This window comes from Nonomuraea sp. WAC 01424 (assembly GCF_003947315.1).
GTDB classification, from domain to species: Bacteria; Actinomycetota; Actinomycetes; order Streptosporangiales; family Streptosporangiaceae; genus Nonomuraea; species Nonomuraea spiralis.
Genome location: NZ_QHHZ01000004.1, coordinates 190,942 through 216,109 on the forward strand (window position 1 = coordinate 190,942; position 25,168 = coordinate 216,109).

Here is a 25,168-nt window from a genome sequence, read left to right on the forward strand (position 1 = left end):
TCAGCCCTTGGTCGCGAGGTAGTCGGCGGTCTTCTTCTTGCCCTGCGCGACGAACTGGGCGGCGTCGATCTTGCCCGCCAGGAGCTGGTCGTCCAGGGGCAGCAGGAGGTCGACCCAGTACGCCTTGTCGGCCGCGAGGGTGTCGTAGGTCTTGTGCACCGCGGGGGCCTCGGCGATCGCCTTCTGGACGTCGGCGAGGAAGTCGGGCGCGGGGATGTCGGGGCGCGAGGGGATGTTCAGCGCCTCGGTGGAGATGCGGCTCAGGTACTTGCTCTGCAGCGCGAAGGCCAGGAACTCCTTGGCCGTCTGGACGTTCTTGCCCTTGACGTTGACGCCCCAGCCGAGCGCGCCGACCTCGACGGAGTCCTTGCCGCCGACCGGGAGCTGGAAGGAGCGGATCTTGGCGCCGGGCGGGGTCTTCGTCTTGACCTCGCTGGCCAGCCAGGTGCCGTTGATGTTCAGGCTGGAGTTGCCCTGCGCCCAGTCGTCCTGCGCGGCCGGGTACTTGGTGGCCATGTGGTCCTTCTGGAAGTAGCCGCCCTTGGTCAGCTGCTCGACCTGCTTGCCGGCGGCCAGCACCTCGGGCTTGTCCCAGGCGGCGGCGTCCTTGGACAGGGCCAGCAGGCTGCCGGCGCCGTTCGCGCGGACCAAGGCCGAGTAGAACCAGTAGACGTTGTAGAACGGGATGGTGCCGTCCTGGCCGATGGCGGTCCGGCCGGCGGCCTTCTCCTTGTCGAGGAAGGCGATCAGGTCCGCCCAGCTGCGCGGCGGGGTGGTGCCGAGGTCGGGGTGCTTGGCGGCGTCGTACCAGACGGCGGTGGAGATCACGGTGTGGGGGAGGATGCCCATCCCCTTGTCGTCGGAGGCGGCCTGCCTGACCGAGTCGGGCAGCACGTCGCCGACGGTCTTGCCCTCGCCGGGCACCTGCATCGTGAGCAGGTCCTCCAGCGGGGCGGCCAGGTTCTGGGCGCGCCAGCCGGGCAGGTTGTCGGTCGCGGCGTCGAACAGGTCGGGGCCCTGTCCTGCGGCCATCTCGGTGGGCAGGTTCTCGGTGCCCTTACGGCCGACGAACTTCGCGTCCACCTTGACGTTGTTCTGCTTGGCGAAGTCGTCCAGAATCGCCTTGAAGATCTTGGCCTGTGGTTCCTGCTCGCCCCAGGAGGAGCGGTAGACCAGGGACTTCTGCTCGGACTGCCCGGCCGGGGCGCCGCTGTTCTTGTTGCCGCACGCGGCCACGCCGAACGCCAGCGCGCCGACCGCCACCAGTGCGGTCGTCCGGGAGAGGACGTTGGTCATGGTTGTCACCTTTCAAGGGGGGAGGGCTCGGGGAGAGTGATCACCGTGCCGGACAGGCGGGCGAGCTCGGCCGCCCAGACCACGCGGTGCGTGGCCAGGCTCTCGTGACCGCTGGAACTGATCTTCGTCGGGTCGCCGCTGGCCACGGCGTCGAGGAAGGCGTCCATCAGGCCGTCGTCGCCGCCTCCGTGGCCGCCGGCCATCGAGGCCCCGGGGCCGGCCTGGGTGTCGATCACCGTGATCCTGTCGGTGAGGAAGTCGTGCAGGCGCAGGTGCACGCCGTCGCCCTCGATGGAGCCATGCGTGCCGAAGACGCGGGTCTTGCGGTGCTCCAGGGCGGCGAAGGCGGTGACGGTGAGCGAGGCGGTGGTGCCGTCGGCGAACTGCAGGTTCACGACCTGGCTGTCGACCACGTCGTTGTCGCAGGCGAACACGCACCTGCCGTACGGGCCCTCGCGCAGCGCGGTCAGCACGCCGTCGGTCGTGTGGTCGGTGGTGACCGCCGACAGCGGCCACCATTCCTTCTCCGGGTCGCCCAGGCAGCCCAGGTAGAGGCGCTTGGCCGAGTACGGGCAGGTGGCCTCGACCGGGCAGTCCAGGCAGTTGTCCGTGGCGCCGGCCGGCGCCTGCTCCTTGCGGAAGTAGACGAGATCGCCGAAGGAGGACACCCGTTGCGGCAGACTGCCCTTGATGTAGGCCATCCAGTCGAGGTCGTGGCAGGCCTTGGCCAGCAGCAGCGGCGCCGACTCCGCCTCGTTGCGCCAGTTCCCGCGGACGAAGGAGTGCGCCTGGTGCCACCAGCCGACCTGCTCCAGGTGCTGGATGTTCATGATCTGGCCGACGGCGCCCTCGTCGATCAGCGACTTGAGGGCCCGGGTGTAGCGCGTGTACCGCATGACGTGGCAGACGGCCAGGAGGACCCCGTTGCGTTCGGCGGCCTCGGCGATGCGGCCGGCCTCCGCCTCGGTCGGGGCCATCGGCTTCTCCAGCAGGATGTGGTAGCCGAGGTCGGCCGCGGCGACGGCGGGTTCGACGTGCATGCGGTCCTGGGTGCCGATGATGATGGCGTCGGCCAGCTTGCCCGCCGCCAGCAGGTCGGCCCAGTCGGCGAAGACGTTGGCGGGCGCGATGCCGTGCTCGGCGGCGAAGGCGGCGCGGCGGCGCGGATCAGGTTCCGCGACGGCCACGATCCTCGCCCGCCCGCTCGTCAGGGCTCGGCGGGCGTAGATGATGCTTCGCAGCCCAGCGCCTGCCACGGCGAGCGTGACGTCGGGTTCCGACATCGATGTCCTTCCGGCTTGCCACTTAGTAATTAAAGCTGTTTTTATTAGTCCCTGTTTGTATTGGTCGCCAGGCAGCACTGTCAAGGGGGGTCCATGCGGAAGGTCGCGCTCCAGGGAAGCGACGCACATCGCTTGCGGCGGATCAACATGATCGCCACGTTGCGGGCGGTCCGCGCTGCGGGCGTGGTCCCGCTCACCGACCTGGCCCGCCGCGCCGGGCTGTCCAGGCCCACCGTGGAAGGCCTGGTCGAGGAGCTGCACGGCCAGGGATGGCTGGAGGAGGTGGCGCCCGAGGCCGGCCAGATGGGCAGGCCCGCCCGCCTCTACCGCTTCAGGTCCGCGACCGGCTACGTGATCGGCGTCGACATCGGCTCCTCCAGCGTCCGCGCCCAGGTGAGCGACCTGGAGGGCAACGCCGTCGGCCTCGGCTTCACCCGCGTCCACGCCGACTACGGCAGGGCCGAACGGCTGGCGGCCGTACGCGCGACGATGGCGGCCGCGCTGGGGGAGGCCGGCGTCACCGAGGACCAGGTGTTGTCGGTGGCCGTGGGCACCACCGGCGTCGTGAGCGAGTCCGGCACGGTCCGCCTGTGCGTGGGGCTGCCCGAGTGGACGGGCCTGGACCTGGCGGCCGAGATCCGGCGCGACTACCGCTGCCGGATCCTGGTGGAGAACGACTGCAACCTCGCGGCCCTGGCCGAGCGGTGGGCCGGCGTGGCCCGCGAGGTCGACGACGTGCTGTTCGTGTTGTCGGGCGTACGCACCGGCGCCGGGATGCTGATCCGCGGCGAGCTGCACCGCGGCGGGCGCGGCATGGCCGGGGAGATCGGCGCGCTGCACCTGATCGGCTGGCACCGCGCCCCCGACCACCTGGCGCGCTTCGCCCCCGACGCCGCGCCGGAGGAGGTGGCCCGGCTGGTCTTCGCCGCGGCCAGGGAGGGCGACCCCGCTGCCCGGTGGGCGATCGAGCAGTACGCGCACGACCTGGCCGAGGGCATCGCCGCCATCGTGCTGACCGTGGACCCCGACCTTGTGGTGGTGGGCGGCGGCGTCTCGCGCTCGGGCGACGTGCTCATGGAGCCCCTGCGGCGGCACCTGGACCCGCTGTGCCTCGAACCGCCCGCCGTGGCGATCTCCACGCTCGCCGACCAGGCCGTGGTGCTCGGCGCCGTACGGCACGCGCTCAACCACGTGGACGAGCTTCTCTACGACGTGGATCTCCCTCTTGACCTGACCCTCTTCAGGCAAGATATTAAACCTTGATTAATTAGTAACTCGGGCGCCCGACCGTCACCTCCCAAGGAGTTGCCGTGTTCCGAGTCCTCTTACCGTGCGCCGCGCTGTTCCTGGCCCCGGCCCTCGTGCCCGCCCCCGCCTACGCCGCCACCGCCTACTACGTCGACCCCGCCGGGAACGACTCGGCCGACGGGCACTCCCCGTCCACCGCCTGGCGCACCCTGGACAAGGTCAACGCGCAGACCTTCCAGCCCGGCGACACCGTGCGCTTCAAGGCCGGAGGCCAGTGGACCGGCCGCCTGGCGCCGCGCGGCTCGGGCTCGGCCGGCAGTCCGGTCACCTTCACCTCCTACGGCACCGGCGCCCGGCCGTCCATCGCGGGCGGCGGCGTCGTGGACGCGGCCGTCAAGCTCGCCGACCTGCACGACGTCGTCCTCGACGGGTTCGAGGTGACCAACACCGGATCGGGCGGCACGCCGCGCATCGGCATCGCCGTCACCGCGACCGACCTCGGCGCCGTCCCCCGGATCACCGTGCGCGGCAACTACGTGCACGCGATCCAGGGCGCCACCTCCGGCTCGCAGTCCTCCAACCCCTCCGCGGGCGGGATCATCGTCAGCGCGCTGGGCAAGAACACCGCCACCTACTACCAGGACCTGCTGATCGAGAACAACGAGGTGGCCGACTCCCGCTCCTACGGGATCGTCACCTGGTCCCAGTGGATGCAGCGCGAAGGCTGGACGTCCCTGTGGAGCGACCTCATGGGCATCCCCGCTGCCGACTACCGGCCCTGGACGCCCAGCACGGGGGTCGTCGTCCGCGGCAACGACGTGCACGACATCTCCGCCGGCGGCATCACCGTCATGCAGGCCCAGGGCGCGCTCATCGAACGCAACCGGGTCGGCAGGACCGCCCAGAACCACGGCAACGTCGGCATCTGGTGGGCCGGGGCCGACGACACCGTGGTCCAGTTCAACGAGGTGTCCGGGACGAAGTACTGGGGCCTGGCCAGCGACGGCAACGCCTTCGACGCCGACGCCTCCGTCCACCGCAGCCTGGTCCAGTACAACTTCAGCCACGACAACGAGGGCGGCTTCTTCATCGCCGTCTCGACCGGCACCGGACCGGCCGAGGCGACCATCCGCTACAACGTCAGCCAGAACGACGCCAACCAGGTCTTCGCCTTCTCCACCAACACCAGGAACATCGACGCCTACAACAACACCATCTGGGTGCCGCTGACGCCGTTCATCCAGAACCACCCGGACCGGGCGTCGTTCAGCCTGGTCAAGGTGTGGAGCAGCTCGGTGAGCAACATCCGGCTGCGCAACAACGTCATCCACAACGGCGCCAACCTCCCCTACAACGACGGCGGCGCCGTCCAGTACGACCGCAACCTCTACTACTCCGGCCCGGTCCCCGGCGGCGACAAGGCCGCCCTGTCCGGCAACCCGCTGCTGACCGCCCCCGGCACCGCCACCACGCTGGCCGACCTGTCCGGATACCTCCCGGCCGCGTCCTCCCCGGTCCTGCGGCAGGGCCTGGAGATCCCCTCCGACGGCGGCCGTGACGTCTCCGGCACGGCCCTGCCCTCGGGCATGCCCGACCTCGGCGCCGTCCAGCGGGTCGCGGGCGCGGGCCTGTCCGAACCGGCCGCGACCGTGACCACGTCCTTCGGCAACGGCCAGAGCACCACCCCCGCCGCCCTCACCGACGGCTGGGACTACACCACCTGGGCCAGCCCGTCCACCGGCGTGACCTACCCGGGCACCGTCACCCTCACCTTCCCCAACCCCAGAACGGTCGGCGAGGTCGCCCTGGCCACCCACTTCGGCCAGGGCCAGGGCATCACCTCCCTCGACGTCCAGACCTGGAACGGCTCCGCCTGGGTGACCCAGGCGGCCGGCGCGGCGATCACCTGGGCGAGCAACACCGCCACGGTCGAACGCCGCTCGGTGCCGCTTCCCGCCCCGGTCACGACCACCCAGGTCCGCCTGGTCGTCAAGGCCGCCAACCACACCTGGGGCAACCTGTCCGCCAGCGAGATCACCACCCGCTGACCCCCTGCGAAGGCCGCGCCGGCCCCCGAACCCGGCGCGCCCTTCCGGGCGGTGCCATACGGGCGCGCGGGCGGAGGGGGTTGGTGATCGCCGTTATGAGGAACGCGGCAAAGGCCGCATTTCGCCATTACAAGAGGTGAGGGCGGCTATAGGCGAGTTTCTCCGGCGATAGGGTGACGTGTCGCGATGGAACGACTACTCATGGTGTGCGAGCGGTATCAGTCGTTCGGCCGAACGGGCCGGCGATGAGGTACGGCAGCTCATGGCCGTACCCCATGCCGGTCCTTCCTTGTGTGTCGCGAAGCCCGCTCCAGGAAGGGGCTGCATGCGCAGCAAAGTCGTCGCGGTATTCCCGGGCAGCGTAGCCATTCCCCCCTCAGGCGCACTGACGGCCCTCGCCGCCGGTACGCCGGCCGTCCCGGCGCTCCTGTCGGACATCGACGCCGTCGCCGCCGAGTACGGCGCCTCGCAGGTCAGCGCGTACCTCCTCACGCCGGACGCGCCCCGCCCGCCCGGCCCCGAGGCCCACTATCTGGCCTTGATGGCGGTGTCGTTAGCCACCTTCGACGCCCTGGCACGGGAGGGCCTCCAGCCGTACGCGCTGGTGGGCCAGGGGCTCGGCGAGCTGTGGGCCCTGGTGGCGGCCGGCGTCCTGAGCGTGCGCGACGGCGCGCGCCTGGCCTGCGAACGCAGCCGCGCGCTGACCGAACTGGGCTGGGACGGCACGATGATGCCCCTCGGCGTGTCCGCCGTACGCGGACGGCACCTGGTCGGCCTGCTCGACCATCCCGATCTCGTGGTCGGCTGCGACAACAGCCCGCGGCAGTGCGTACTGTCCGGGCCACGAGAGATGATGCCGCTCGCGGCACGAATCGCCGAGCAACTGGGCTGGACCACCACCGACCAACCGAACTGGAGGGCCGCTGAGCAGCCGGGCTGGATGGGTAGGGGGCTTCAGGTGCCACACCCCGCTCACACGCCCGCCGTCGCCGCCGCGGCCACCGGCCTGAGACGCCGCCTGCGCGGTGTCGAGGCGGCGGCGGCGCGCTGGCCGGTGTTCTCGCCGACGTTGCGGCGCATGCTCACCTCGGACGACGACCCGGTCGCCGTTACCGCCAACGCCATGGTGGTCACCGTCCACTTCCACCAGGCCATCACCGTGCTGTCCGCCCGCGGGGCCGAGGTCTTCGTGGAGTGCGGGGCCCGCGAGGACGCCGCCGAGCTGGTCCGGGCCATCGTCCCCACCGCCACCGTAAGCTCCCCGCTCGCCGACGGCCGCTGGCCCCCACCCCCCGTACCCACCCCCACCCCACCCCCGAACGGCTCCACCCCGCCCACCTCAGCCCGGACCGCCCCAACCCCGCGTACGCCGGCTCCAGCCGCCCAGGCTCCCACCGTCCCGACTCCAACTGCCTCAGCCCCGCTCGTCCCTCCCCTCAACGGTCCCGCTCGCAACGGTCCTGTGCCCGCGCCGGACGGCGCCGACCTCGCCCCCACCCCCGGCCCGAAAGGCCACTCCGGCCGGCGGTGGAGCGACGGGGGAGACGTGGCCGGCCTTGAGCAGGTGATGCGGCTGCGGCTCACGCCCGCGCCGCCCCTCTTACCGGCCCCCGACCGCGCCCTGCCCCCCGCGACGCTGCTGTTGTGCGGGCACGCCGACGCCGCGCTCCTGCGGGCGCTGACCGACGACCGTGACGACGTGGTGGTGGCCGACGCCGACACCATCGACTGGAACTGGCTCCCGCTGACCCCGCGGCACCTGCGGGTCGTGGCCCGCCCCGGGCCGGGCGCGGAGCTGGTGCACGAGACCATGTTCGCCGCCGCGGTCCGCTTCCCCCAGTTGCGCAGCGTCGCCGCGCTCGTCATGGACGCGGTACGCGAGGAGGTGGTCCCGGACCCGGTCGCCGCCCTGTTCACCGGGACCATCCGGCCACTGGCCGCCGAACTGCCCGGCTGCGCCTGCGTCGCGGTCGCGGCCGGGGACGTGGAACTGCCCGCCGCGCTCGACGCGCTGGCCGCCGAGCTGGAGGCGGCCCCGCCACTGCTGACCGCCGTCTACCGGGGTTCACAACGACTGTTGTACGACCTCGCCCCCGCCATCCCCGTCCCCGGCGAGCGCCCATGGACGGGAAGCGGCCGGTCACGCCCGTCGGCGGCAGGCACCGCGTGACCGGCGATCCGGCGGTACGGAGAGTTCCCTCCCGGCCACTCTTTGCGTACGCTCTATAACGCAAAGTGACATTCAACTACTTCTCCAGGAGGGGCAATGCTCAGGACCAAGCAGGTCGCGGCGGTGGTCGCCGGAGCCGTCACGCTGCTGTCGCTCGGGTTCACCGCGCCGGCCTCGGCCGCCACCGTCCTCGACTGCGACACCTTCGTGCACAACAACGACAACTACCTCGGCATCGCGATGTGCAGCAATCCCACGGGCCAGACCTGGCGCTTCCGGGCCGTGGTCACCTGCGGCTGGGCGCCGGACGTCGTAGGGGAGTGGGTCACCCTCGCGCCGGGCGGCTCCGGTCAGTCGCAGGGCGTCTGCGGCCGGCTCGGCTCCGGCGTCGGCGCCGTGGGCGTCGACGAGCGGGTCGCCTGAGCCGAAGAGGCCCGCACGGAACGACCGGCCCCTGACCACGATCGTGGTCAGGGGCCGTTCCTGTGCCCAGGCCGTCGATCACCGGGCCGTCGATCACCGGACCGCGCGGCGGAACGGCCGGCCTCGGCGTGACCGCCGAGGAAGGAACCCACTTCAGCGTGACCGCCGAGAAGGGATCTTCGCGGCATACTGCAAGGAATCACCACACGGGAGACGCCAACGTATGAACACCCCACCACCACCGCCGGGTACGGGCCGGACCGGCCGACCACCTGTACGGATCGGCGCTCTCGCCCCGCTGACCCGCCCCGGCTGGGTCGAGGCGGGCCGGCACCTGCTCGCCGGCCTCGAACTGGCCGTCCGGGACGTCAACGACACCGGCGGGATCGCCGGACGGCCGCTCGAACTGGTGGTCCGGGACACCGCGGCGGATCCGCTGAGGGCCGCGGCGGCAGTGGACGAGCTGGCCGGTATCGGCGTGGCCGCCGTGGCGGGGGAGTACCACAGCGTCGTCGCCCGCGCCGCCGCCGCCAGGGCCGACGCCCTCGGGTTGCCGTTCCTGTGCTCGTCGGCGGTGCTCGACGCGCTCACCGAGCAGCCGACGGAACGGGTGGCGCGCCTCGCCCCCGCGCAGTCCCGGGGCTGGCGGATCTACGCCGACTTCCTCCTCGGCGCGGGCCACACGCGGATCGCCGTGGCCGCCCAGCCGAGTGTCTACTGGGCGTCCGGGACCCGCATCCTGCGGGACCACCTCGCCGTACGCGGCGGCACCGTCCTCGAACTCGACATGGGCACGCTCACCCCCGAGGCCGTGTGCGACGAACTCGCCGGCGACGGCGCGACGGCCCTCCTTCTGCTGGTCGGACATCCGGAGCCGGCGGTCCCGATCGTCGAGTGCGTCCGCCGCGACCGGCGGCTCGCCGGGATCCTGATCGGCGCGCCGGCCGGGCAGCCGGAGTTCGCCGAGTGGGCGGAGCTGCTGGGCGACGACGGCGCCGCGATCCCGTTCCTGCGTTACCTGCCCGAACGCCTCGGCCCGCTCGGGGCCCGGGTCGAGACGGCCCTCCGCGAACGGCTGGCCGGATCACCGTCCTTCGTCGCCTTCGAGGGCTACGACACGGTCGCCGTCCTGGCCGAGGTGCTGCGTTCCCACGGTACGGACCGGGATCGCGTCGCCGAAGCCTGGCCGCGGGTCGCGGTCGAGGGCACCCGCGGGCAGATCCGGTTCTCCCGTACGCCCGGCATCGGCGTCTGGCAGTGGGCCTGGCCGCCGATCCAGGTCGTCGAACGGGACCCGGCGCGGCCCGGCCGGTTCCGGGTCCTCCACACCGGCTGAGAGGGCGATCCCGGCGGCCGGAGCGGACCGGTCGGGCTCAGGTCTGAGTGTGTCCGCGGAGCATCTGTTCGCCCGCCTCGACGTACGCGGCGAAGAGGTCCGTGACGTCCCGGAGGCGTCGTGCGGCCCGGTCGTCGTCCGTGAGCTCCTGCGCCGCGCGCAGGGTGCGGATGAACGCGCGGGCGCGTACGTGGCTCGCGGACAGGAGCTGCTCGAACCCGCCGGCGGCCTCGACGAGCAGGCGGCGGCTGCCGGGCTGGGCGATCGTCCTGGCCAGCCCCCAGGAGACCAGTTCCCGCGTCGAGGTGCTCACGGCCCCCGCGCTGAGCGCGAGGTCGGCGCGCAGGCGTTCGGACGTGGACGGCTCCCCGCGCAGCAGCAGATACCCGTAGACGCGGCCGGTGGCCCTCGGCAGGTTCCAGGACGCCAGCGTGTCGCCCATCGCGTCGACGAACCGCGTCTGCTCCTCGTCCATCACCCGGCGCTCCGCTCGTCGCGGGCCCCGTCGCGGGCCCCGTCGATGGCCTCGTCGAGCCGCCACTGTTCCAGCAGGCGCAGGAGCGCTCGCGTGGTCGCGTCCGGGGCGTCGAGGGTGACGACATGGCCCGCGCCGGGGATGACCTGCTCGGATACGCCTTCCGCCCGTGCCCATCGCGGCATCGCCGCGGCGATGTTGCCGGTACGGTCCTCGGCCCCCCTGATCAACCCCAGGGGCACCGGCGTACGGTAGGCCGGGTCGGGCGAGACGAGTGAGACGGTCGCGCGCCAGACGTCCAGGAAAGCGGCTTTCGGCATACGCCTGAACGTCGCCTCGATCCGCGCGACGGCCTCCGGCGAGACGGCGGAGGCGCGTGCCATGAGACCGGGCAGCCGGGCGGCCGGGATCAGCCTGAGCATGGGGACGGACAGGCCGAGCCCGAGGCGCTCGACGCCGCTCAGCGGGCCGGTGTTCCAGGTCGAGTCGAGGACGACGAGCCCGCCGGCCCGTCCCGCGTGCCGGCGTACGAACGTCTGGGAGAGATTGCCCCCGAGCGAGTGCCCCACGAGCACGGGACGGTCGATTCCGAGCTTGTCGAGCAGGGCGGCCAGGTCGGCGAGCGCGCCGGCCGCCGTGAAGCGCGCACCCGGGTGCTGCGCGGACTCGCCGTGCCCGCGCAGGTCCCACAGGACCGTACGGTGTCCTGCCTGCCCGAGGGCGTCTGCCTGGGCCTCGAACATCGTGTGGTCCATGCCGGCGCCGTGCGTGAACACCACCGCCGGGCCGTCCCCGCCCCTGTCGGCGAATCGGAGCTCCGCGTCCGGACGGCGCAGATTGCCGGTTAGTTTCACCATTCTCTGAATATAGTACGTTTTGCCCCGGCGGCGCTCGTCGGGCCGGGCGCGCGCGGGCCGGAGGTTCTCCGCCTCCGGCCCGCCCGACAGCGGCTACGTGCCCGCTAGTCGGCGGCGATCACCATGAAGGTGAACCCGGTGCTCGTCGGACGATGCAGCGGTATCTCGCACTTGACCCGGCGCAGCACCTCGTTCCTGCTGAGGCCGAGTTCCCGCGCGATGAGCCGGTCCGGGCGCACCGGCACCGGATCCTGGAACGTGACCTCCACCTGGACCGGCCACGCCTGGTCGAGCCAGGCCGACGGCGTGTCCAGCCGCCAAACCCCCTTCCAGTCGAGGGTGAAACGGTTGCGCCGGGCGAGCAGCGGGTCCAGCAGCCTGGACGCCACCAGCTCCGGATCGTTGGCGTAGTAGCCGTCGAGCTCGACCGGATCGAACGATCTGACCGGCGCCCGATCGTGCAGGGTGAGCTTGCGCGTACGGTCGCAGGACACGCAGCGGACCAGCAGCCACACGTCCAGCAGCTTGCCGTTGGCGTTGACGCGGAACCTGCCCTCGCCGACGGTGGCGGACCGTGACCGGCAGTCCACGCACCGCAGCGACAGCAGTGGCAGCCCGGTCCGGCGGACGATCCAGGGCAGCACGATATGAGGTTGTGAAGACATGATCTCTCTAGATCTGACACGAGACCGATTACGCGCGGCCTCAAACGCTGTATGACCGGGCGCATGCGGGCAGCCCGGCGGAGCCGGCGGCGACGCCGGCTTGAAGGTGAACGGAAGAAGGTGTCAGATCTGAAGAGCAGGCGGGGTCACGCGGGTATGTCCTCTGTCCTCACTGCGATGGGCGGCAGACAATCTAGGGGAACGCGAAAGGGCCGCTCAACCGGTTTTCCCCGCCGCGGGACCGTCGCCGCGCCATCGTCGCGCCCTCGACCGTCGGGTCGTCGGTGACGTAGATCTGGATGAACGGCGGCTGCGGCACCTTGGCGGCGGCGGGACCGTCGAGCCGGATGCCCATGTAGTCGAAGACCATGTCCAGCGGCATCGCGTCGATCACGTCGGGGCTGATGATCGAGTGCGCCTTGACTTTCTCCTTCTCCTTCTTCTTCCCCTTGGGCGCGGGGACGGGACGCACGCGCAGCTCCCGCGCCGCCGCGAGGTAGTAGTTGCGCCAGGGGCCGCTCTCGGCCTGGTAGCCGAGCTGCTCCAGGAAGGCGGCCTCCAGCAGCCGGGCGTCCTCGTAGTGCGGGTCGGCGAAGACGACATGGCTCAGCATCTCGACCGCCCACCGGTAGTCCTCGACCGTCGCCGCCTTGTTCTCCCAGATGACCTCGGCCCGCTTCACCACCGCAGTTCATGTTGAGCTGCGCGTTGCGGTACAGGCTCGGGTTGACCGTGTACGGGCGGGTTTCGGGAGCCTCCAGAAAGGCGTACGGGCGCAGGCTCCAGACCGGGACCTCGCTGCCCGGCTTGTCCACCTGGTAGGTGGCGTCGAAGTCCACCTTCTGGTCCGGGCCGGCCAGAGCCCACTCGGGGTCGCTCTTCTGGTCCGGAATGGTCCGGGCGACGGCCTCGTCGATCAGCCGGGTCAGCTCGGTCGGGGGCTGGGGATCTCTGCCGGGAATGGCCATGATCGTGCTTTCCGTCTGGGGTGAGCGGACGCGCGGCCGGTCCGCGGGTCCCCCAGCATCCACCCGCCCCCGCCCGCCGTCACCGGGCCGACGGCGTCCACAACCGGCCACGTCCGGTTCGGGCCTCCCTTACTTGCGTTCGGCGGGGTGGAAGTCGTAGGGCTTGGAGTCGTACACGTAGTAGACGCAGTCGGCGCCCGGTGCGCACTTGCCCCAGTGCACGGCCTTGGACGGGTAGTACAGGTAGTCGCCCGCACCGACCCGGTACGTCTTTCGCCCCTTGACGTGCCACAACATGACCCCGGAGACCCCGACGACGTGCTCGGGGCTGGTGTGCCAGTGCGGCGGGAAGGGGGTGCCCGCCTTGAGGGTGAACATGGCCTCCGAGGCCCCGGTCCTCGGGTCACCCTTCAGCTGTACGAACGTGCATCCCTCAAGCCCCTCGCAGGGCGAGCCTCCTTCCTTGTGGCTGTGGTAGACGGTCTGGTCGGGGCGCGAGTCGGCGTACGAACCGGCCGTTCCGAGTGTCATGAGGGCCACCGTGCCGGCCAGGCCGGCCAGGATCATCTTCTTGAGCATGGGCGATCTCCTGCCGCGAGACGTTAAGCGGACCGCAGTCCGAGTAGAGCTCCCAAGCTAACGGACTGCGGTCCGGTTGGTCAAGCGCCGATCGCCCGGCCGGGTCAGGCGACGGCGGTGCCCTCAAGTTCGACCAGCAGGCCGGGGATCGCCAGCCGGGTCACCCCGAGCATCGTGGTGGACGGCGCCACCCCGGCCGCGCCCAGCCGGGCCGCCAGCACGCCGTAGTGCTCGAAGAGCCGGTCGACGTCGGTGGTGTAGACGTTCAGCCGGACGAGGTCCGCGAGGGACATGCCGGCCTCGCCGAGCACCGCCTCCAGGTTGTCGAGGCTCAGCGTCAGCTGTGCCGCCATGTCATCGGCGTGCTGGGGCTTGCCCTCGCTGCTCATCGCGGTCTGCCCGGAGCAGTACAGGGTCCGGGTGTTCCCGGAGACGAGTTCGCCCTGGTTGTAGCCCATCTCCACCGACCACGCCCACGGGTTGACCGCCGTTCGCTCCATTGCCATATCAGCTCCGTTCGAATAGTCGACATCAGGACGTCCAACAGCTTGATGACCGCCGTCGTCGTCGTGTGGACAAGCCTCCCGGCAAATCACGACATCTTGTGTCGTATATGCCTTTAGGGTTTTCGTATGCGTGCCGACCGGTTGGTGTCCCTGGTGTTGCTGCTGCGGCAGCACGGCCGGTTGTCCGCGGCGGCGCTGGCCCGCGAGCTGGAGGTGTCCACCCGTACCGTGCTGCGCGACATCGAGGCGCTGTCCGCGGCGGGCGTCCCGGTCTACGCCGAACGCGGCCGGCACGGCGGTTTCGCGTTGTTGCCCGGCTTCCGTACCGAGCTGACCGGGCTGAATCACGACGAGGCCCTGGCCCTGCTGGTCGCCGGATCGCGGCGCGGCGCGCACGGGTTCGGGCTCGGCTCGGCGCTGGCCTCGGCGATGCTCAAGGTGGTCGACGCGCTCCCCGACAGCTACCGGAACACCGCGGCCGGGGCGGCCGAGCGGTTGCTCATCGACCCGGAGACCGACCTCCTCTCGCGCCGGCTGGTGGACGAGGAGGTGCCTGACGCCGTCGCGGCCGAGGTCCTGCGCGCGGTGTTCGCCGGACACCGGCTGCGCATCCGGTACGCGGCCCTCGACCAGGCCCCGCAGTGGCGCACGGTGGACCCGATCGGCCTGGTCACCGTACGGGACCGGGGCTACCTGCTGGCCACGAGGTCCGGTGAGGACCGTACCTACCGGCTGTCGCGGATCTCGGCCGCCGAGGAGCTCCCCGAACCCGCGCAGCGACCGGACCGGGTCGATCTGGACCGCGCCTGGCAGGAACGCAGCACCCGTTTTCGGGCCGGTGGCGACCAGGTCACCGTCCTGGTGCGGATGGACCCGGCACGGCGGGAGGAACTGGTGGGCACCGCGCTGACCGTCCTCGCCGAGGAAAGCGACCCGGACGGCCGGCTGCGCCTGGAGCTGACCTTCCAGGATGCGCGGCACGCCGTATGGGCGCTGTGGCAGCTCGGCATGGGCGCGGAAGCCCTGTCCCCGCAGTGGTTGCGCACCTCCCTGCGCGACCGCGCCGCCGCCCTCGCCGCCCGGTACGGAGTGCCTGACGATTTAAGTGGATGACGATCTTCCGGTTAAGCTGGAACGGGACGTTCTACTCAGGAGGTTCGTGATGATCGTGGTGACGGGCGCGACGGGCACGATCGGGCGTGCGCTGATCGGGGAACTGGGCGGCGCGGCGCGAGCCGTCGTGCGGCGTGCGGACCAGGGCGAGGAGCTGGGCTACGACTACGTGGTCGGCGACCTGGAGCGGCCGGAGAGCATTCCGGTCGAGCCGGGCGACAGGCTCTTTCTCAACAGCGCGCAGTGGCCGGGCTTCGTGGCGGCCCACCGGGCGGTCGTCGATCACGCGGCGGCCGCGGGCGCGGCGCAGGTGGTGACCGTCTCCGTACGCGGTGTGACGTCGGGCAGCCTGCTCGGGTTCGGCATGCACGGACGGGTCGACGACCATCTCAAGGCGTCGGGGGTGCCGTGGTCGATCCTGGCGCCCGTCGGCTTCATGCAGAACCTCGCGGGCGACGTCGACGAGGAGGGACGCATCTTCGGCTCGTACGGCAGGGGCAGGGTCGGCTACATCGACGCGCGTGACATCGCGGCGGTGGCGGCCGTGCTGCTCACGCGTCCCGTGGGGGCCGACGCCACGTACGAGCTCACCGGGCCGGCGGCCTACACCCATGACGAGATCGCCGCCGAGCTCACCCGCGCGTCCGGCCGGACCGTACGGTATGTGGACCTGCCGGTCGATGAGGCCGCCGCGCGCCTGGAGAAGCGCGGCATGCCCGCCCCCGCCGCCCGGGACCTGGCCGAGCTCATGGCGCAGATCGGGGACGGACGCTGGGCGAGCACGACCACGACCGTGTCCGACATCCTGGGCCGCCGGCCACGGTCGCTGCGGGAATTCCTCGGGTAGGGCCTGTCTCGAAGTCCTGGGCATTTGATCTTGTGGCAGGATCGCGGGATGTTGCGACTCACCGACTTCATCATCGACTGCCCGGACGCGATGAAACTGGCGGCCTTCTACTCCGAGGTGACGGGTCGCCCGATCAAGGAGGGCAGCCACGAGAACTGGGCCGGTGTCCAGTTCGGTGAGATCGAGCTGGCCTTCAACCCGGTGGAGGACTACCGCGCCCCGCGGTGGCCCGACAGTGAGCATCCCAAGCAGTTCCACCTCGACTTCGAGGTCGACGACATCGAGGCCGAGCAGAGCCGCGTCCTGGCCCTCGGCGCGTCCCTGAAGCAGGACTCCATCGGCCCCAACGGCTACGGCTGGCGCGTCTACACCGACCCCGTCGGCCACCCGTTCTGCCTCTGCCGCAACAAGGGCGTCGTCTGGACCGACCAGGGCCTCATCTGGCCCAAGCGCGGCTAGGACGCCGAGCGGGCGGGTGCCGTCCGGCGGAGGGGGCGGACGGCCGCGGCTCAGCAGGTGGCGAGCCCTTCGCGGTAGGACGGGTAGCGGGGTGTCCAGCCGAGCTCGCGTTTCGCCCGTTCGCTGCTGATCCTGATGCGGGTGCCGACCATGAGCGCGTGCATGTACGGCATCGCGCGCAGCAGCCCGCCCGGCACCGCCCACGGGACAGGCGCGCCGGCCGCCCGCGCCAGCGCCCTGACATAGACGTCGAAGCGGACGGGACGATCGTCGGCGATGTTGTACGGACGGCCCGGCGTGCCGCGTTCCAGGGCCGACACCGCGGCCGAGGCGGCGTCCTCGATGTGGATCAGCGAGACCGTGCCCGCGGGGTCCGGCACCGGAAGCAGGCGCTTCCTGGTCATGTCCATCAGCTTCCTGGTGGACGGCTCCGGCCCGTAGAACATGCCGTAGCGAAGGGAGATCCCGTCGATCCCCGGGGCTGCGAACACCTGCTCCTCGTTGGCCCGCATCGACCGCATGTGCGGGTCGAAGGCCCCCTGCCCGGGTTCCGCGAACGGCCGGTCCTCGGTGACGAGGTCGTCGCCGTGGTCGCGGTAGCCGTACCCGAGGAAGAACGACTGGGTGACGAACCTGCGCGCGCCGACCACCCCCGCGGCCTCGACGAGGTGGGCGGTGCCGCGGTCGCGGAGGGCGTCGGTCGCGTAGAGGGCGCGGTGGAACAGCGGCAGGCCGTTGATCGCGGTGGCCTGGTGCACCACGGCGTGCGCCCGTACGCCGTCGAGCGCGGTCAGCAGGCTCTCCCGGTCCATCACGTCCGCGACCACGGGGACGCCGCCCGCCTGGGCGACGCGTCTCGCCCCCGCCTCGGACCTCGTGATGCCCAGCACCGAGTGCCCGGCGTCGAGCAATTGGCGGACCAGGACCGAGCCCAGTGTGCCGGTGGCACCGGCGAGCAGGACGTTCATGTGTACGGTTCCTTCCTCGGCGGGCCGGCCCGGCGCCTGCCGCGGTGACGGAGGACGCGCAGCCTGGCGACGAGCCCGGCCGCGCCGACCAGGGAGACCAGCAGGAGCACCCACGGGTCGGAGGCGTTGCCGCCCAGGCCGAGATCGACGGCGTGGTTGTAGGCATGGAAGGTGTTGGTGAACGTGAAGCCCGCCAGCACCACCGTCACGACGTCGCGGCAGCGCAGCGCGAAGCGAGGGCGGCCTTGATCAGGTTGTTCATGGATTCGGTCAGCTCTCGCGTCCGGTCAGCCGGTACGGCGCGCGGCCACGAGGCTGAGCAGCCCGATCGCGAGCAGCGGCCAGCCGCCGGTGACGGGGAAGTAGAGCACGCACAGCGCGAGGCCGATGGCCACCAGGTACCAGCCGAGCTGGGCGGGCAGCCGGCCGGTCGTGCGGAGGACGTGCCGGGCGAGCGTGCCCAGGGCCAGGAGGGCGACGCCGGAGACCATGAACCACACGCTCGACTCGCGTGCGGAGTAGTCGGCGGCGTCCGTGTCGGCGACGCCGCGCCAGAAGCCGTCGGCGGCGATCGCGGCCCAGGCGTTCGGCTGGACGAAGGCCCAGACGAAGTGGAGCAGCGCGGTGGCGATCATCAGCCGTGGGACCCACCGGGCCGCCGTGCTCACGGGTTGTCCCGTCATGAGATCTCATCCCCGTTCTCCTGAGGGACGAGCCGCAGGGCCCGCAGGTAGACGTCGCGCAGCTCGGCCGCGGGGACGGGCGGGATGATCTGCTGGGCGCCGACGAGGATCAGGTAGAGCAGCTTGGCCATGGGAGTGACATCGGACTCCCGGCCGCCGAGGTCGCGCCACAGGGTACGCAGGTACTCGACGCGGGTCCGGTCGACCCGCTCCTGCACGGCGCGTACGTCGGGATCCTGGAGAGCCCAGGAACGCATGGCGATCTCCAGATCCTGGCTGCCGCCCTTGTCGTCCAGGACGAGGTCGAGCAGGAGGTTCAGCCTGGTCTGGGGGTGCTCGCCGGAGTTGTCGGCCGCGGCGATGAAGCGGGTGGTGTGCTCGGCCTCGAAGTGTTCGAGCAGATCCCGCTTGAAGCCGGTCATGCCCTTGAAATGGTGGTAGAAGGAGCCCTTGGTGAGGTTGAGCTCACCGCACAGCCGCTCGATGGTCAGCCCGCGGGCGCCGTCCGTGGTCAGGAGGCCGAGCCCGGTCTCCAGCCAGTCGCGTTTGCCTGCCATGATCGTTCAGCCCGTCACGGTGATGCCGGTGGTGGACCAGAGCGCCCTGGACGACGCCTCCGGGTCGGACACGTCCGAGGGGCGGACGTCGAAGACGTGGGTGATGGCCGTCCCGGGCTCGTGGCGGGGCCAGCCGGGGTCGCCGGTGGCCGCGAACCGGGTCCACGCCGTACGGAAGCGCCGCGAGAGCGTCTCCGCCTCGGGAGCGCCGCCGGTCAGCATCGTGCCCAGCGGCGTGTCCAGGGTGCCGAAGGTCAGTGGCACGTCCAGGCCGTGGCACGCGCCCAGCGGGGTGGGCGACCACGCCAGCTCGTACGCGAAGGTGCGCCCGGCGTGCGCGTCGGCCAGCAACGCGCTCGGCATCCTGAACAGCCAGTCGGACATGAGCCTGCCGTACAACTCCCGGACGGACGCCCCGGGGAGCGCGGCGCGGTAGGCCGCGTCCGCGCCGGGCGGGGCCAGCGTCGCGAGGGCCGCGTCGAACCGGTGGCCGAGCAGGTCGTCCGGCGTCGGGTCCGAGGCGAGGAAGAGGGCGAACTCGTCCTTGTTGAACCCCACGACCAGGTCCACGTCCCGGGCGGCGCCGGCGGCCAGGGCTGGCCACGGCAGCGAGGGCAGGACGTCGCCGTCCACCACCGGCAGGAACGGGATCGACGCGAACGCCAACGCCCCCCAGCGGCGGGGTTCGGCCGCGAACTCCTCGGCGACCACCGCGTTCGCCGCCGTGATCAGCGCCTCCGGCGCGCTCTCGTACGGCGACGCGCCACCCAGCCGCGCGCGCACGGCCGCGGTGACGCGGGCGGCCAGTTCAGGAGTGATGAACAGGCCGGGCACGCTCTGCGCGATCGCCCGCCGGAACAGCCCGGCGGCCGAAGGCATCGTCATCAGGCAGGCGATCGAGCCGGCCCCGGCCGACTCGCCGAAGAGCGTGACCCGGCCGGGATCGCCGCCGAACGCGGCGATGTTCTCCTGGACCCAGCGCAGCGCCGCGACCTGGTCCAGCAGCCCGCGGTTCGGCGGGGCGCCGTCGACCTGGCCGAAGCCCTCCATCCCCACCCGGTAGTTGAACGAGACCACCACCACGCCCTCGCCCGCCGGCAGGCGCGCGTCGAACTCCGGGAGGTCGGCCGAGCCCGTGAGGTAGGCGCCGCCGTGGATCCACACCATCACCGGGAGGCCGGAACCACCGGGATCGGGCGACCACACGTTGAGGGTGAGGCAGTCGAGCCCGTCGGCGGAGCTCCACGTGGGCAGGCCGGGGAACATCGGCGGCTGGGGCGGCCGGGGGCCGAAGCCGGTGGCGTCGCGGGTGCCGTCCCAGGGTTCGGCGGGGACCGGGGCGGCCATCCTGAGCGGCCCGAAGGGACTCCGCGCGTACGGGATGCCCCGGAAGACGGCGATGCCGTCCTGGTCGACCCCGCGTACCTTGCCGGCGGTCGTCGTCGTCATCACTGAAACGATCTCCTTCCAGATGATCACGACATACCGTACCTTATGGTATGGCCGGGGCCGCGACGGGCTCCCCGATCATGGAGAGCCCGAGGTCAGTCGAGGGACAGTCCCGCGGCCGGGGTCACCCGGCGGGCCCGGCGGGCCGGGAGGACGGCGGCGAGGAGCCCGGCCAGGGCGGCGGCGAGGACCACGAGGCCGAGGGACGTCCAGGGGATCCGCATGGTGGCCTCGCTGAGCGCCCGCGTCACGAGCGTCTCGTAGCCGACCCAGGCGAACCCGAGGCCGATCACGGTGCCGAGCGCGGTGGCCACCACCGACAGCAACACCGCCTCGGTCGCCAGCAGCCGCCGCAACTGCCCGCGGGTGAGCCCGAGCGCGCGCAACATCGCGTGCTCGCGGGCGCGTTCGAGCACGGAGAGGCCCAGGGTGTTCGCGATCCCGATCAGGGCGATCACGACGGCGATGCCGAGCAGGCCGAGCGCCGCCCAGCTGTAGGTGCTGAGCTGCTGGTTCAGCGACTCCCAGGTCCGCAACCCGTTCTCGATCGTCGCGCCGGCCGGGTCCGCCAGCTCGTCGAGGGCGCCGCCGAGCCGGGCCGCGTCCGTGCCGGGGGAGGCGCGGATCCAGACGGCGCGCGGTTCGGGGGCGTCGGTCAGCGTCGCCAGCGTCTCGGGCGCGACCACGCCCACCGGGCCCCAGCCGGTGCCGATGGAGACCTGCAACTGGGTACGCCGCTCGCCGACCCGTACCGTGACCCGGTCGCCGGGCCGCAGAGCCAGGTTCTTGCCGAACGCCCCGGAGTCGATCCTGATCTTTCCCGGCTCGACCCGGGCGAACGCCCCGCCGTCGCGGGCCACCCGCTCCACGCCCTTCGCGGTGACGACCGGGATGGCTCGGTCGAGCCCGGCCACCCGGGCCACCGCGCCGTCCAGCGGAACGGCCTGCTCCACACCGGCGGTCCGGCGCACCCGGTCGAGGAGGTCAGGGGTGACCGGACCCTTGGGCGAGGCGAGCGCGACGTCGATGGGGTGGTCCCGGCCGATCTGGTTGTCCAGCGACGACTGGTACGTGGCCATCCCGGTGAGTACGGCGGTCGTCAGGGTGACGCCGATCAGCAGGGACGCGGTGGTGGTGGCGGTCCGCCGCGGATTGCGTACGGCGTTCTTGGTCGCCAGCCGCCCGGCGGGGCCGAGCAGCGCGCCGGCGAGCGAGACCAGGCGGGGAATGACCACCGGCCCGAACAGCAGCACCCCCGCGAACACCGATCCGCCGCCCGCCAGCATGAGCGCCGTACTGTCCCGGACCATCGCCACCCCGAGCAGGGCCAGCCCGCCGGCCAGGAGGATCGCGGCCAGCGCCAGCCGGACGCGGCCGGTGGCCGAGTGCATGTCCACGGCGGCGTCCGGGCGCAGCGTCGCCAGCGGGCTCACCCGGACCACCCGCCGGGTCGGCAACCAGGACGCGACCAAGGTGACCACCAGGCCGACGGCGAAGCCCCCCAGCAGCCAGAGCGTGGGCAGCGCGGCGGCGCCCATCGGGGTGGTGGGCGCGAGGGCGTTGATCAGGGCGATCAGCCCGTAGCCGAGACCGACGCCGAGCAGCGTCCCGGTCAGCGACGCGAGCACGCCGACGACGGCCGCCTCGCGGCGCACCGAACGCACCACCTGCCGCCGGGTCGCGCCGATGCAGCGCAGCAACGCGAAGTCGCGCAGCCGCTGGGCGAACAGGATGGAGAACGTGTTCGCGATGACCAGGACCGAGACGAAGAGCGCGATCCCGGCGAACAGCAGCAACATCACCGACAGGCTGTCCACCCTGTTCTGCACGTAGGTCAGCCGCTCCGCGGCGAACCCCTCCGGCGTCTGCGCCTTCGCGCCCTCCGGGAGCCGGCCCACGTCGCCGCGCACCGCCACCGCGCTCACATGGAGGCGGTCGCGCCAGCGCAGCAACTGGGGCCAGGTGACGTACATGGAGGCCTGGGCCGGGGGCGAGGGCGACTCCACGACACCGACCACCCGCACGTCGGCCGCGGCGGAGCCGTCGCCGATCCGGACCCGGTCGCCCACGTCGATGTTGTCGGACTGGGCGGAGTACACGTCCACCACGGCCTCGCCCGCGCGTTCGGGGAAACGCCCTGAGCTGAGCTTCTGCCAGCGCCACGACTCCGAGGTGGCGATCGGGCCCACCGTCGTCCCGGTGAGCTGCCGGCCGTTCGCGCGGACCGGCAGCGTCGCCCGGCCGGTCGCGGCCGCGTTCTCGCCGTGCTGCTCGGTGAAGGCGATCGCGGCCTTCGCGTTCAGCTCGGACGCCGGCCACACCGCCGCCGAGACCACGTGGTCGGCATTCCGGTACGGCGCCCCCAGGCCGTCCATCAGCCCTCTCTGCGCCCCCGAGGTGAGCACGCCGACCACGACGACGAGGGCGACCGCGACGGCCACCGCGATCGCCGCCGCGACGTACCTGCGGATGTGGGTGCGCAGCGAGGCGAGGAAGACGGTCCGCATCAGGCGATCCGCCCGTCCTGCACGGTGACCACGTAGTCGGCGTACGTCGCCGCGTCCCGCTCGTGGGTGACCATCACGATGGTCTGGCCGAGCTCGCGCACCGACCGGCGCAAGTGCTCCAGCACCTCGGCCGACGTGGTGCTGTCCAGGTTCCCCGTGGGCTCGTCGGCGAACAGCAGGTCCGGCTGGCTGATCAGGGCCCGCGCGATCGCGACCCGCTGCTGCTGGCCGCCGGACAACTCCGCGGGCCGGTGGCCGAGCCGGTCGCCCACGCCGAGGACGTCGGCGAGCACGCGCGCGCGCTCCCGCGCCGCGTCGTCGGCCCGGCGGCCGCCCAGTTCGAGCGGGAGCAGGATGTTCTCGCCCGCGGTCAGCATCGGCAGCAGGTTGAACGCCTGGAACACGAAGCCGATGTGCTCGCGGCGGAAGATCGTGAGCGCGTCGTCGTCGAGCGATCCGAGGTCGGTGCCGGCCACGGTGACGCTTCCGCCGCTGGGCTGGTCGAGCCCGGCCAGGCAGTGCATCAGGGTGGACTTGCCCGACCCGCTCGGCCCCATGATCGCGGTGAACCTGCCGCGCGGGAGGTCGAGGTCGATGCCCCGCAGGGCATGCACCTGGGCGTCGCCCTGGCCGTAGGTCTTGGTCAGTTTCCGCGCGCTGGCGGCCACGGTCTCCTGGATGCCCTGCCGGGTGGAGGTCGTCATGATCTGGAGCTTTCGGTCGGCGGCTGGAGTCGTACGGGGATCGATGCGGGAGGCCGTCACGTCACGGAGGGCGGCTGAAGGCCCTGCCCGGGCACGCGCATGCCTGCTTCAAAGCCGTCCTGCGGCGAGCGGGGGCGTGCGTACCGGTTCGACGACAACCATGCCCCCAGTCAACGCGGCGCGGTGTTGTCAGCACGTATCAGGTTTTCGATATGCCGACGATATGCGGCGCCGGCTCGTAGCCTCGGAAGCATGCGTGTGCTGATCGTCGAGGACGAGCCCTATCTGGCGGAAGCCATCCGCGACGGCCTGCGGCTGGAGGCGATCGCCGCCGACATCGCCGGTGACGGCGACACCGCCACGCAACTGCTGGGCGTCAACGCCTACGACATCGCCGTCCTCGACCGGGACATCCCCGGGCCCTCCGGGGACGAGATCGCCAAGCGCATCGTCGCCTCCGGCAGCGGTATGCCGATCCTCATGCTGACCGCCGCCGGCCGGCTCGACGACAAGGCCACCGGGTTCGAGCTGGGCGCCGACGACTACCTCACCAAGCCGTTCGAACTGCGCGAACTCGTGCTCAGGCTCAGGGCGCTCGACCGCAGGCGCGCCTACAGCAGACCGCCGGTACGGGAGATCGCGGGCCTGCGGCTCGACCCGTTCCGCCGCGAGGTCTACCGCGACGGCCGGTACGTCGCGCTGACCAGGAAGCAGTTCGCCGTGCTCGAAGTCCTCGTCGCCGCCGAGGGCGGAGTCGTCAGCGCCGAGGAGCTGCTCGCGCGGGCGTGGGACGAGAACGCCGACCCGTTCACCAACGCCGTGCGCATCACGGTCTCGGCGCTGCGCAAACGCCTCGGCGAACCCTGGATCATCGCCACCGTGCCCGGCGCCGGCTACCGCATCGATCCGGCACCCGGCGCCTGACGTGGGGGAGGAGACCGCGGGCCGGGCGCCCGGGTTGAGCGTCCGGCTCAAGCTCACCCTCAGCTACGCCGGGTTCCTCATGCTCGCCGGCGCGATGCTGATCACGGCCGGATGGGTGTTCCTGCGGGTCATGCCCGACGACACGGTCAGGAACACCACGGGATTCGTGCCCAACCGGTTCATCCTCCTGCGCAGCTTCCTGCCCGCCACCGGCACGGTGCTGGTCTTCCTGCTGGTGTTCGGCCTCGTGGGCGGGTGGATCCTCGCCGGCCGCATGCTCGCCCCGCTGACCCGCATCACGGACGCGACCCGCGTGGCCGCGAACGGCTCGCTCTCCCACCGGATCCGGCTGGAGGGCCGCAAGGACGAGCTCCGCGAGCTCGCCGACGCCTTCGACGCCATGCTCGCCCGGCTCGAAGCACACGTCGCCGAGCAGCAGAGGTTCGCCGCCAACGCCTCGCACGAGCTGCGCACCCCGCTGGCGATCTCGCAGTCGCTGCTCGACGTGGCCCGCAAGGACCCGGCGCACGACCACGGCGAACTCGTCGAGCGCCTGCACGCCGTCAACAGCCGGGCGATCGACCTCACCGAGGCGCTGCTCGTGCTCAGCCGTGCCGACCGGAGGTCCTTCGCCCGCGAACCCGTCGACCTGTCGCTGCTCGTGGAGGAGGCCGCCGAGACGCTGCTGCCGCTCGCCGAAAGACGCGGTGTCACCGTCGAGACCTCCGGTGAGGTCGCCCCGGCCTCCGGGTCGCAGGCGCTCCTGCTCCAGATGACGACGAACCTGGTGCACAACGCGATCGTGCACAACCTGCCCCGGCAGGGCACCGTACGGGTCGGGACCGGCGTACGGCCCGGGACCGTGGTGCTCACGGTCGAGAACAGCGGCGAGAGGCTGTCCCCGCGACTGGTCTCCACCCTCACCGAACCGTTCCAGCGGGGCACCGGAAGGACGCGCGACGACGACCACGCGGGCGTCGGCCTCGGCCTGGCGATCGTCAAGAGCATCGTCCAGGTGCACGACGGGTCCCTCGCCATCGTCGCGCGCCCCGAGGGCGGGCTCCGGATCGTCGTCGAACTGCCCGCCCCACTGAGATGATCGC

The 25,168-nt window shown here is 71.8% G+C and carries 25 protein-coding genes; 10 read left to right on the forward strand and 15 right to left on the reverse strand.

Features of this window, described 5'->3' with window-relative positions; translation table 11 throughout:
- Positions 1 to 1,296, reverse strand: a complete 1,296-nt coding sequence (locus tag DMB42_RS13140) for an ABC transporter substrate-binding protein (RefSeq protein ID WP_125634195.1) — start codon at positions 1,294 to 1,296, stop codon at positions 1 to 3.
- Between the two features lie 5 nt (positions 1,297 to 1,301).
- Positions 1,302 to 2,579, reverse strand: coding sequence for a Gfo/Idh/MocA family protein (locus DMB42_RS13145; RefSeq protein WP_125634197.1), 1,278 nt, complete (start codon positions 2,577 to 2,579; stop codon positions 1,302 to 1,304).
- Between the two features lie 93 nt (positions 2,580 to 2,672).
- Here DMB42_RS13145 and DMB42_RS13150 point away from each other — a divergent pair, with 93 nt between their 5' ends.
- The 5 genes from DMB42_RS13150 to DMB42_RS13170 all read left to right on the forward strand — a co-directional run bounded on the left by DMB42_RS13150 (position 2,673) and on the right by DMB42_RS13170 (position 9,804).
- Complete coding sequence (locus tag DMB42_RS13150; RefSeq protein ID WP_125634199.1) at positions 2,673 to 3,842, forward strand: ROK family transcriptional regulator; 1,170 nt, start codon at positions 2,673 to 2,675, stop codon at positions 3,840 to 3,842.
- Between the two features lie 47 nt (positions 3,843 to 3,889).
- Complete coding sequence (locus DMB42_RS13155; protein ID WP_125634200.1) at positions 3,890 to 5,875, forward strand: right-handed parallel beta-helix repeat-containing protein; 1,986 nt, start codon at positions 3,890 to 3,892, stop codon at positions 5,873 to 5,875.
- Between the two features lie 325 nt (positions 5,876 to 6,200).
- The gene (locus DMB42_RS13160; protein WP_185844625.1) at positions 6,201 to 8,045 is read left to right on the forward strand and encodes an acyltransferase domain-containing protein; all 1,845 of its coding nucleotides are present in this window, start codon (positions 6,201 to 6,203) and stop codon (positions 8,043 to 8,045) included.
- Positions 8,046 to 8,141: 96 nt separating this feature from the next.
- Entirely contained in the window at positions 8,142 to 8,468 is a 327-nt protein-coding gene (locus DMB42_RS13165) for a hypothetical protein (RefSeq protein ID WP_125634204.1), read from the forward strand.
- Positions 8,469 to 8,691: 223 nt separating this feature from the next.
- Complete coding sequence (locus tag DMB42_RS13170; RefSeq protein ID WP_125634206.1) at positions 8,692 to 9,804, forward strand: ABC transporter substrate-binding protein; 1,113 nt, start codon at positions 8,692 to 8,694, stop codon at positions 9,802 to 9,804.
- Between the two features lie 37 nt (positions 9,805 to 9,841).
- On the opposite strand, the gene DMB42_RS13175 is transcribed toward DMB42_RS13170, so the two are convergent.
- The 6 genes from DMB42_RS13175 to DMB42_RS13200 all read right to left on the reverse strand — a co-directional run bounded on the left by DMB42_RS13175 (position 9,842) and on the right by DMB42_RS13200 (position 13,848).
- Positions 9,842 to 10,279, reverse strand: a complete 438-nt coding sequence (locus DMB42_RS13175; RefSeq protein ID WP_125634208.1) for a GbsR/MarR family transcriptional regulator — start codon at positions 10,277 to 10,279, stop codon at positions 9,842 to 9,844.
- Positions 10,279 to 11,136 (reverse strand): alpha/beta fold hydrolase, encoded by an 858-nt coding sequence (locus tag DMB42_RS13180; protein ID WP_125634210.1) that lies wholly within the window; start codon positions 11,134 to 11,136, stop codon positions 10,279 to 10,281. The genes DMB42_RS13175 and DMB42_RS13180 overlap by 1 nt, the downstream gene beginning before the upstream one ends.
- 104 nt (positions 11,137 to 11,240) lie before the next feature.
- Complete coding sequence (locus DMB42_RS13185) at positions 11,241 to 11,780, reverse strand: DUF1062 domain-containing protein (RefSeq protein WP_260477665.1); 540 nt, start codon at positions 11,778 to 11,780, stop codon at positions 11,241 to 11,243.
- Positions 11,781 to 11,994: 214 nt separating this feature from the next.
- A complete protein-coding gene (locus DMB42_RS13190) occupies positions 11,995 to 12,486 on the reverse strand; it encodes an alkyl sulfatase dimerization domain-containing protein (protein WP_221762124.1) in 492 nt (163 codons plus the stop codon).
- A 412-nt stretch (positions 12,487 to 12,898) separates the two neighbouring features.
- Complete coding sequence (locus DMB42_RS13195; RefSeq protein WP_125634214.1) at positions 12,899 to 13,348, reverse strand: cupin domain-containing protein; 450 nt, start codon at positions 13,346 to 13,348, stop codon at positions 12,899 to 12,901.
- Between the two features lie 104 nt (positions 13,349 to 13,452).
- Positions 13,453 to 13,848, reverse strand: a complete 396-nt coding sequence (locus DMB42_RS13200) for a RidA family protein (protein ID WP_125634821.1) — start codon at positions 13,846 to 13,848, stop codon at positions 13,453 to 13,455.
- Positions 13,849 to 13,980: 132 nt separating this feature from the next.
- Here DMB42_RS13200 and DMB42_RS13205 point away from each other — a divergent pair, with 132 nt between their 5' ends.
- Genes DMB42_RS13205 through DMB42_RS13215 form a run of 3 tightly spaced genes read left to right on the forward strand, consistent with a single transcriptional unit; the run spans position 13,981 to position 16,273 of the window.
- Entirely contained in the window at positions 13,981 to 14,967 is a 987-nt protein-coding gene (locus DMB42_RS13205; protein ID WP_125634216.1) for a YafY family protein, read from the forward strand.
- A gap of 49 nt (positions 14,968 to 15,016) precedes the next feature.
- Positions 15,017 to 15,814: an NAD(P)H-binding protein gene (locus tag DMB42_RS13210; RefSeq protein WP_125634218.1), complete on the forward strand. Its 798-nt coding sequence runs from the start codon at positions 15,017 to 15,019 to the stop codon at positions 15,812 to 15,814.
- A gap of 48 nt (positions 15,815 to 15,862) precedes the next feature.
- Positions 15,863 to 16,273, forward strand: a complete 411-nt coding sequence (locus DMB42_RS13215; RefSeq protein WP_125634220.1) for a VOC family protein — start codon at positions 15,863 to 15,865, stop codon at positions 16,271 to 16,273.
- 50 nt (positions 16,274 to 16,323) lie between these two features.
- Here DMB42_RS13215 and DMB42_RS13220 read toward each other — a convergent pair whose 3' ends face one another.
- From DMB42_RS13220 to DMB42_RS13250, 7 genes are all read right to left on the reverse strand, one after another.
- Entirely contained in the window at positions 16,324 to 17,241 is a 918-nt protein-coding gene (locus tag DMB42_RS13220; RefSeq protein WP_125634222.1) for an NAD(P)-dependent oxidoreductase, read from the reverse strand.
- Positions 17,238 to 17,450 carry a hypothetical protein gene (locus DMB42_RS13225; protein WP_125634224.1) on the reverse strand — a complete coding sequence of 71 codons (213 nt, stop codon included), beginning with the start codon at positions 17,448 to 17,450 and terminating at the stop codon, positions 17,238 to 17,240. The genes DMB42_RS13220 and DMB42_RS13225 overlap by 4 nt, the downstream gene beginning before the upstream one ends.
- A 78-nt stretch (positions 17,451 to 17,528) precedes the next feature.
- Positions 17,529 to 17,924 (reverse strand): DUF6463 family protein, encoded by a 396-nt coding sequence (locus DMB42_RS13230; RefSeq protein WP_125634226.1) that lies wholly within the window; start codon positions 17,922 to 17,924, stop codon positions 17,529 to 17,531.
- A complete protein-coding gene (locus DMB42_RS13235) occupies positions 17,921 to 18,481 on the reverse strand; it encodes a TetR/AcrR family transcriptional regulator (protein ID WP_125634228.1) in 561 nt (186 codons plus the stop codon). Before DMB42_RS13235 ends, DMB42_RS13230 begins: the two co-directional genes overlap by 4 nt.
- A 6-nt stretch (positions 18,482 to 18,487) precedes the next feature.
- Positions 18,488 to 19,930 (reverse strand): carboxylesterase/lipase family protein, encoded by a 1,443-nt coding sequence (locus DMB42_RS13240; protein ID WP_125634230.1) that lies wholly within the window; start codon positions 19,928 to 19,930, stop codon positions 18,488 to 18,490.
- Positions 19,931 to 20,025: 95 nt separating this feature from the next.
- Positions 20,026 to 22,437, reverse strand: a complete 2,412-nt coding sequence (locus DMB42_RS13245; RefSeq protein ID WP_125634232.1) for an ABC transporter permease — start codon at positions 22,435 to 22,437, stop codon at positions 20,026 to 20,028.
- Positions 22,437 to 23,141, reverse strand: a complete 705-nt coding sequence (locus DMB42_RS13250; RefSeq protein WP_125634234.1) for an ABC transporter ATP-binding protein — start codon at positions 23,139 to 23,141, stop codon at positions 22,437 to 22,439. Before DMB42_RS13250 ends, DMB42_RS13245 begins: the two co-directional genes overlap by 1 nt.
- Positions 23,142 to 23,393: 252 nt before the next feature.
- Between DMB42_RS13250 and DMB42_RS13255 the strand changes: the two genes are divergently transcribed.
- The gene (locus tag DMB42_RS13255) at positions 23,394 to 24,065 is read left to right on the forward strand and encodes a response regulator transcription factor (RefSeq protein ID WP_125634236.1); all 672 of its coding nucleotides are present in this window, start codon (positions 23,394 to 23,396) and stop codon (positions 24,063 to 24,065) included.
- 1 nt (position 24,066) lies between these two features.
- Complete coding sequence (locus DMB42_RS13260) at positions 24,067 to 25,164, forward strand: HAMP domain-containing sensor histidine kinase (protein WP_260477666.1); 1,098 nt, start codon at positions 24,067 to 24,069, stop codon at positions 25,162 to 25,164.
- Positions 25,165 to 25,168 lie beyond the last annotated feature (4 nt).

Excerpts from the sequence above, each read along its gene's own strand:
- DMB42_RS13145 (WP_125634197.1), bottom strand. The coding sequence starts at position 2,579 with ATGTCGGAACCCGACGTCACGCTCGCCGTGGCAGGCGCTGGGCTGCGA.
- DMB42_RS13140 (WP_125634195.1), bottom strand. The coding sequence starts at position 1,296 with ATGACCAACGTCCTCTCCCGGACGACCGCACTGGTGGCGGTCGGCGCG.
- DMB42_RS13200 (WP_125634821.1), bottom strand. The coding sequence starts at position 13,848 with ATGGAGCGAACGGCGGTCAACCCGTGGGCGTGGTCGGTGGAGATGGGC.
- DMB42_RS13230 (WP_125634226.1), bottom strand. The coding sequence starts at position 17,924 with ATGACGGGACAACCCGTGAGCACGGCGGCCCGGTGGGTCCCACGGCTG.
- DMB42_RS13165 (WP_125634204.1), top strand. The coding sequence starts at position 8,142 with ATGCTCAGGACCAAGCAGGTCGCGGCGGTGGTCGCCGGAGCCGTCACG.
- DMB42_RS13250 (WP_125634234.1), bottom strand. The coding sequence starts at position 23,141 with ATGACGACCTCCACCCGGCAGGGCATCCAGGAGACCGTGGCCGCCAGC.
- DMB42_RS13195 (WP_125634214.1), bottom strand. The coding sequence starts at position 13,348 with ATGCTCAAGAAGATGATCCTGGCCGGCCTGGCCGGCACGGTGGCCCTC.
- DMB42_RS13220 (WP_125634222.1), bottom strand. The coding sequence starts at position 17,241 with ATGAACGTCCTGCTCGCCGGTGCCACCGGCACACTGGGCTCGGTCCTG.
- DMB42_RS13240 (WP_125634230.1), bottom strand. The coding sequence starts at position 19,930 with ATGACGACGACGACCGCCGGCAAGGTACGCGGGGTCGACCAGGACGGC.
- DMB42_RS13205 (WP_125634216.1), top strand. The coding sequence starts at position 13,981 with ATGCGTGCCGACCGGTTGGTGTCCCTGGTGTTGCTGCTGCGGCAGCAC.
- DMB42_RS13175 (WP_125634208.1), bottom strand. The coding sequence starts at position 10,279 with ATGGACGAGGAGCAGACGCGGTTCGTCGACGCGATGGGCGACACGCTG.
- DMB42_RS13150 (WP_125634199.1), top strand. The coding sequence starts at position 2,673 with ATGCGGAAGGTCGCGCTCCAGGGAAGCGACGCACATCGCTTGCGGCGG.
- DMB42_RS13160 (WP_185844625.1), top strand. The coding sequence starts at position 6,201 with ATGCGCAGCAAAGTCGTCGCGGTATTCCCGGGCAGCGTAGCCATTCCC.
- DMB42_RS13180 (WP_125634210.1), bottom strand. The coding sequence starts at position 11,136 with ATGGTGAAACTAACCGGCAATCTGCGCCGTCCGGACGCGGAGCTCCGA.
- DMB42_RS13215 (WP_125634220.1), top strand. The coding sequence starts at position 15,863 with ATGTTGCGACTCACCGACTTCATCATCGACTGCCCGGACGCGATGAAA.
- DMB42_RS13210 (WP_125634218.1), top strand. The coding sequence starts at position 15,017 with ATGATCGTGGTGACGGGCGCGACGGGCACGATCGGGCGTGCGCTGATC.
- DMB42_RS13235 (WP_125634228.1), bottom strand. The coding sequence starts at position 18,481 with ATGGCAGGCAAACGCGACTGGCTGGAGACCGGGCTCGGCCTCCTGACC.
- DMB42_RS13170 (WP_125634206.1), top strand. The coding sequence starts at position 8,692 with ATGAACACCCCACCACCACCGCCGGGTACGGGCCGGACCGGCCGACCA.
- DMB42_RS13255 (WP_125634236.1), top strand. The coding sequence starts at position 23,394 with ATGCGTGTGCTGATCGTCGAGGACGAGCCCTATCTGGCGGAAGCCATC.
- DMB42_RS13245 (WP_125634232.1), bottom strand. The coding sequence starts at position 22,437 with ATGCGGACCGTCTTCCTCGCCTCGCTGCGCACCCACATCCGCAGGTAC.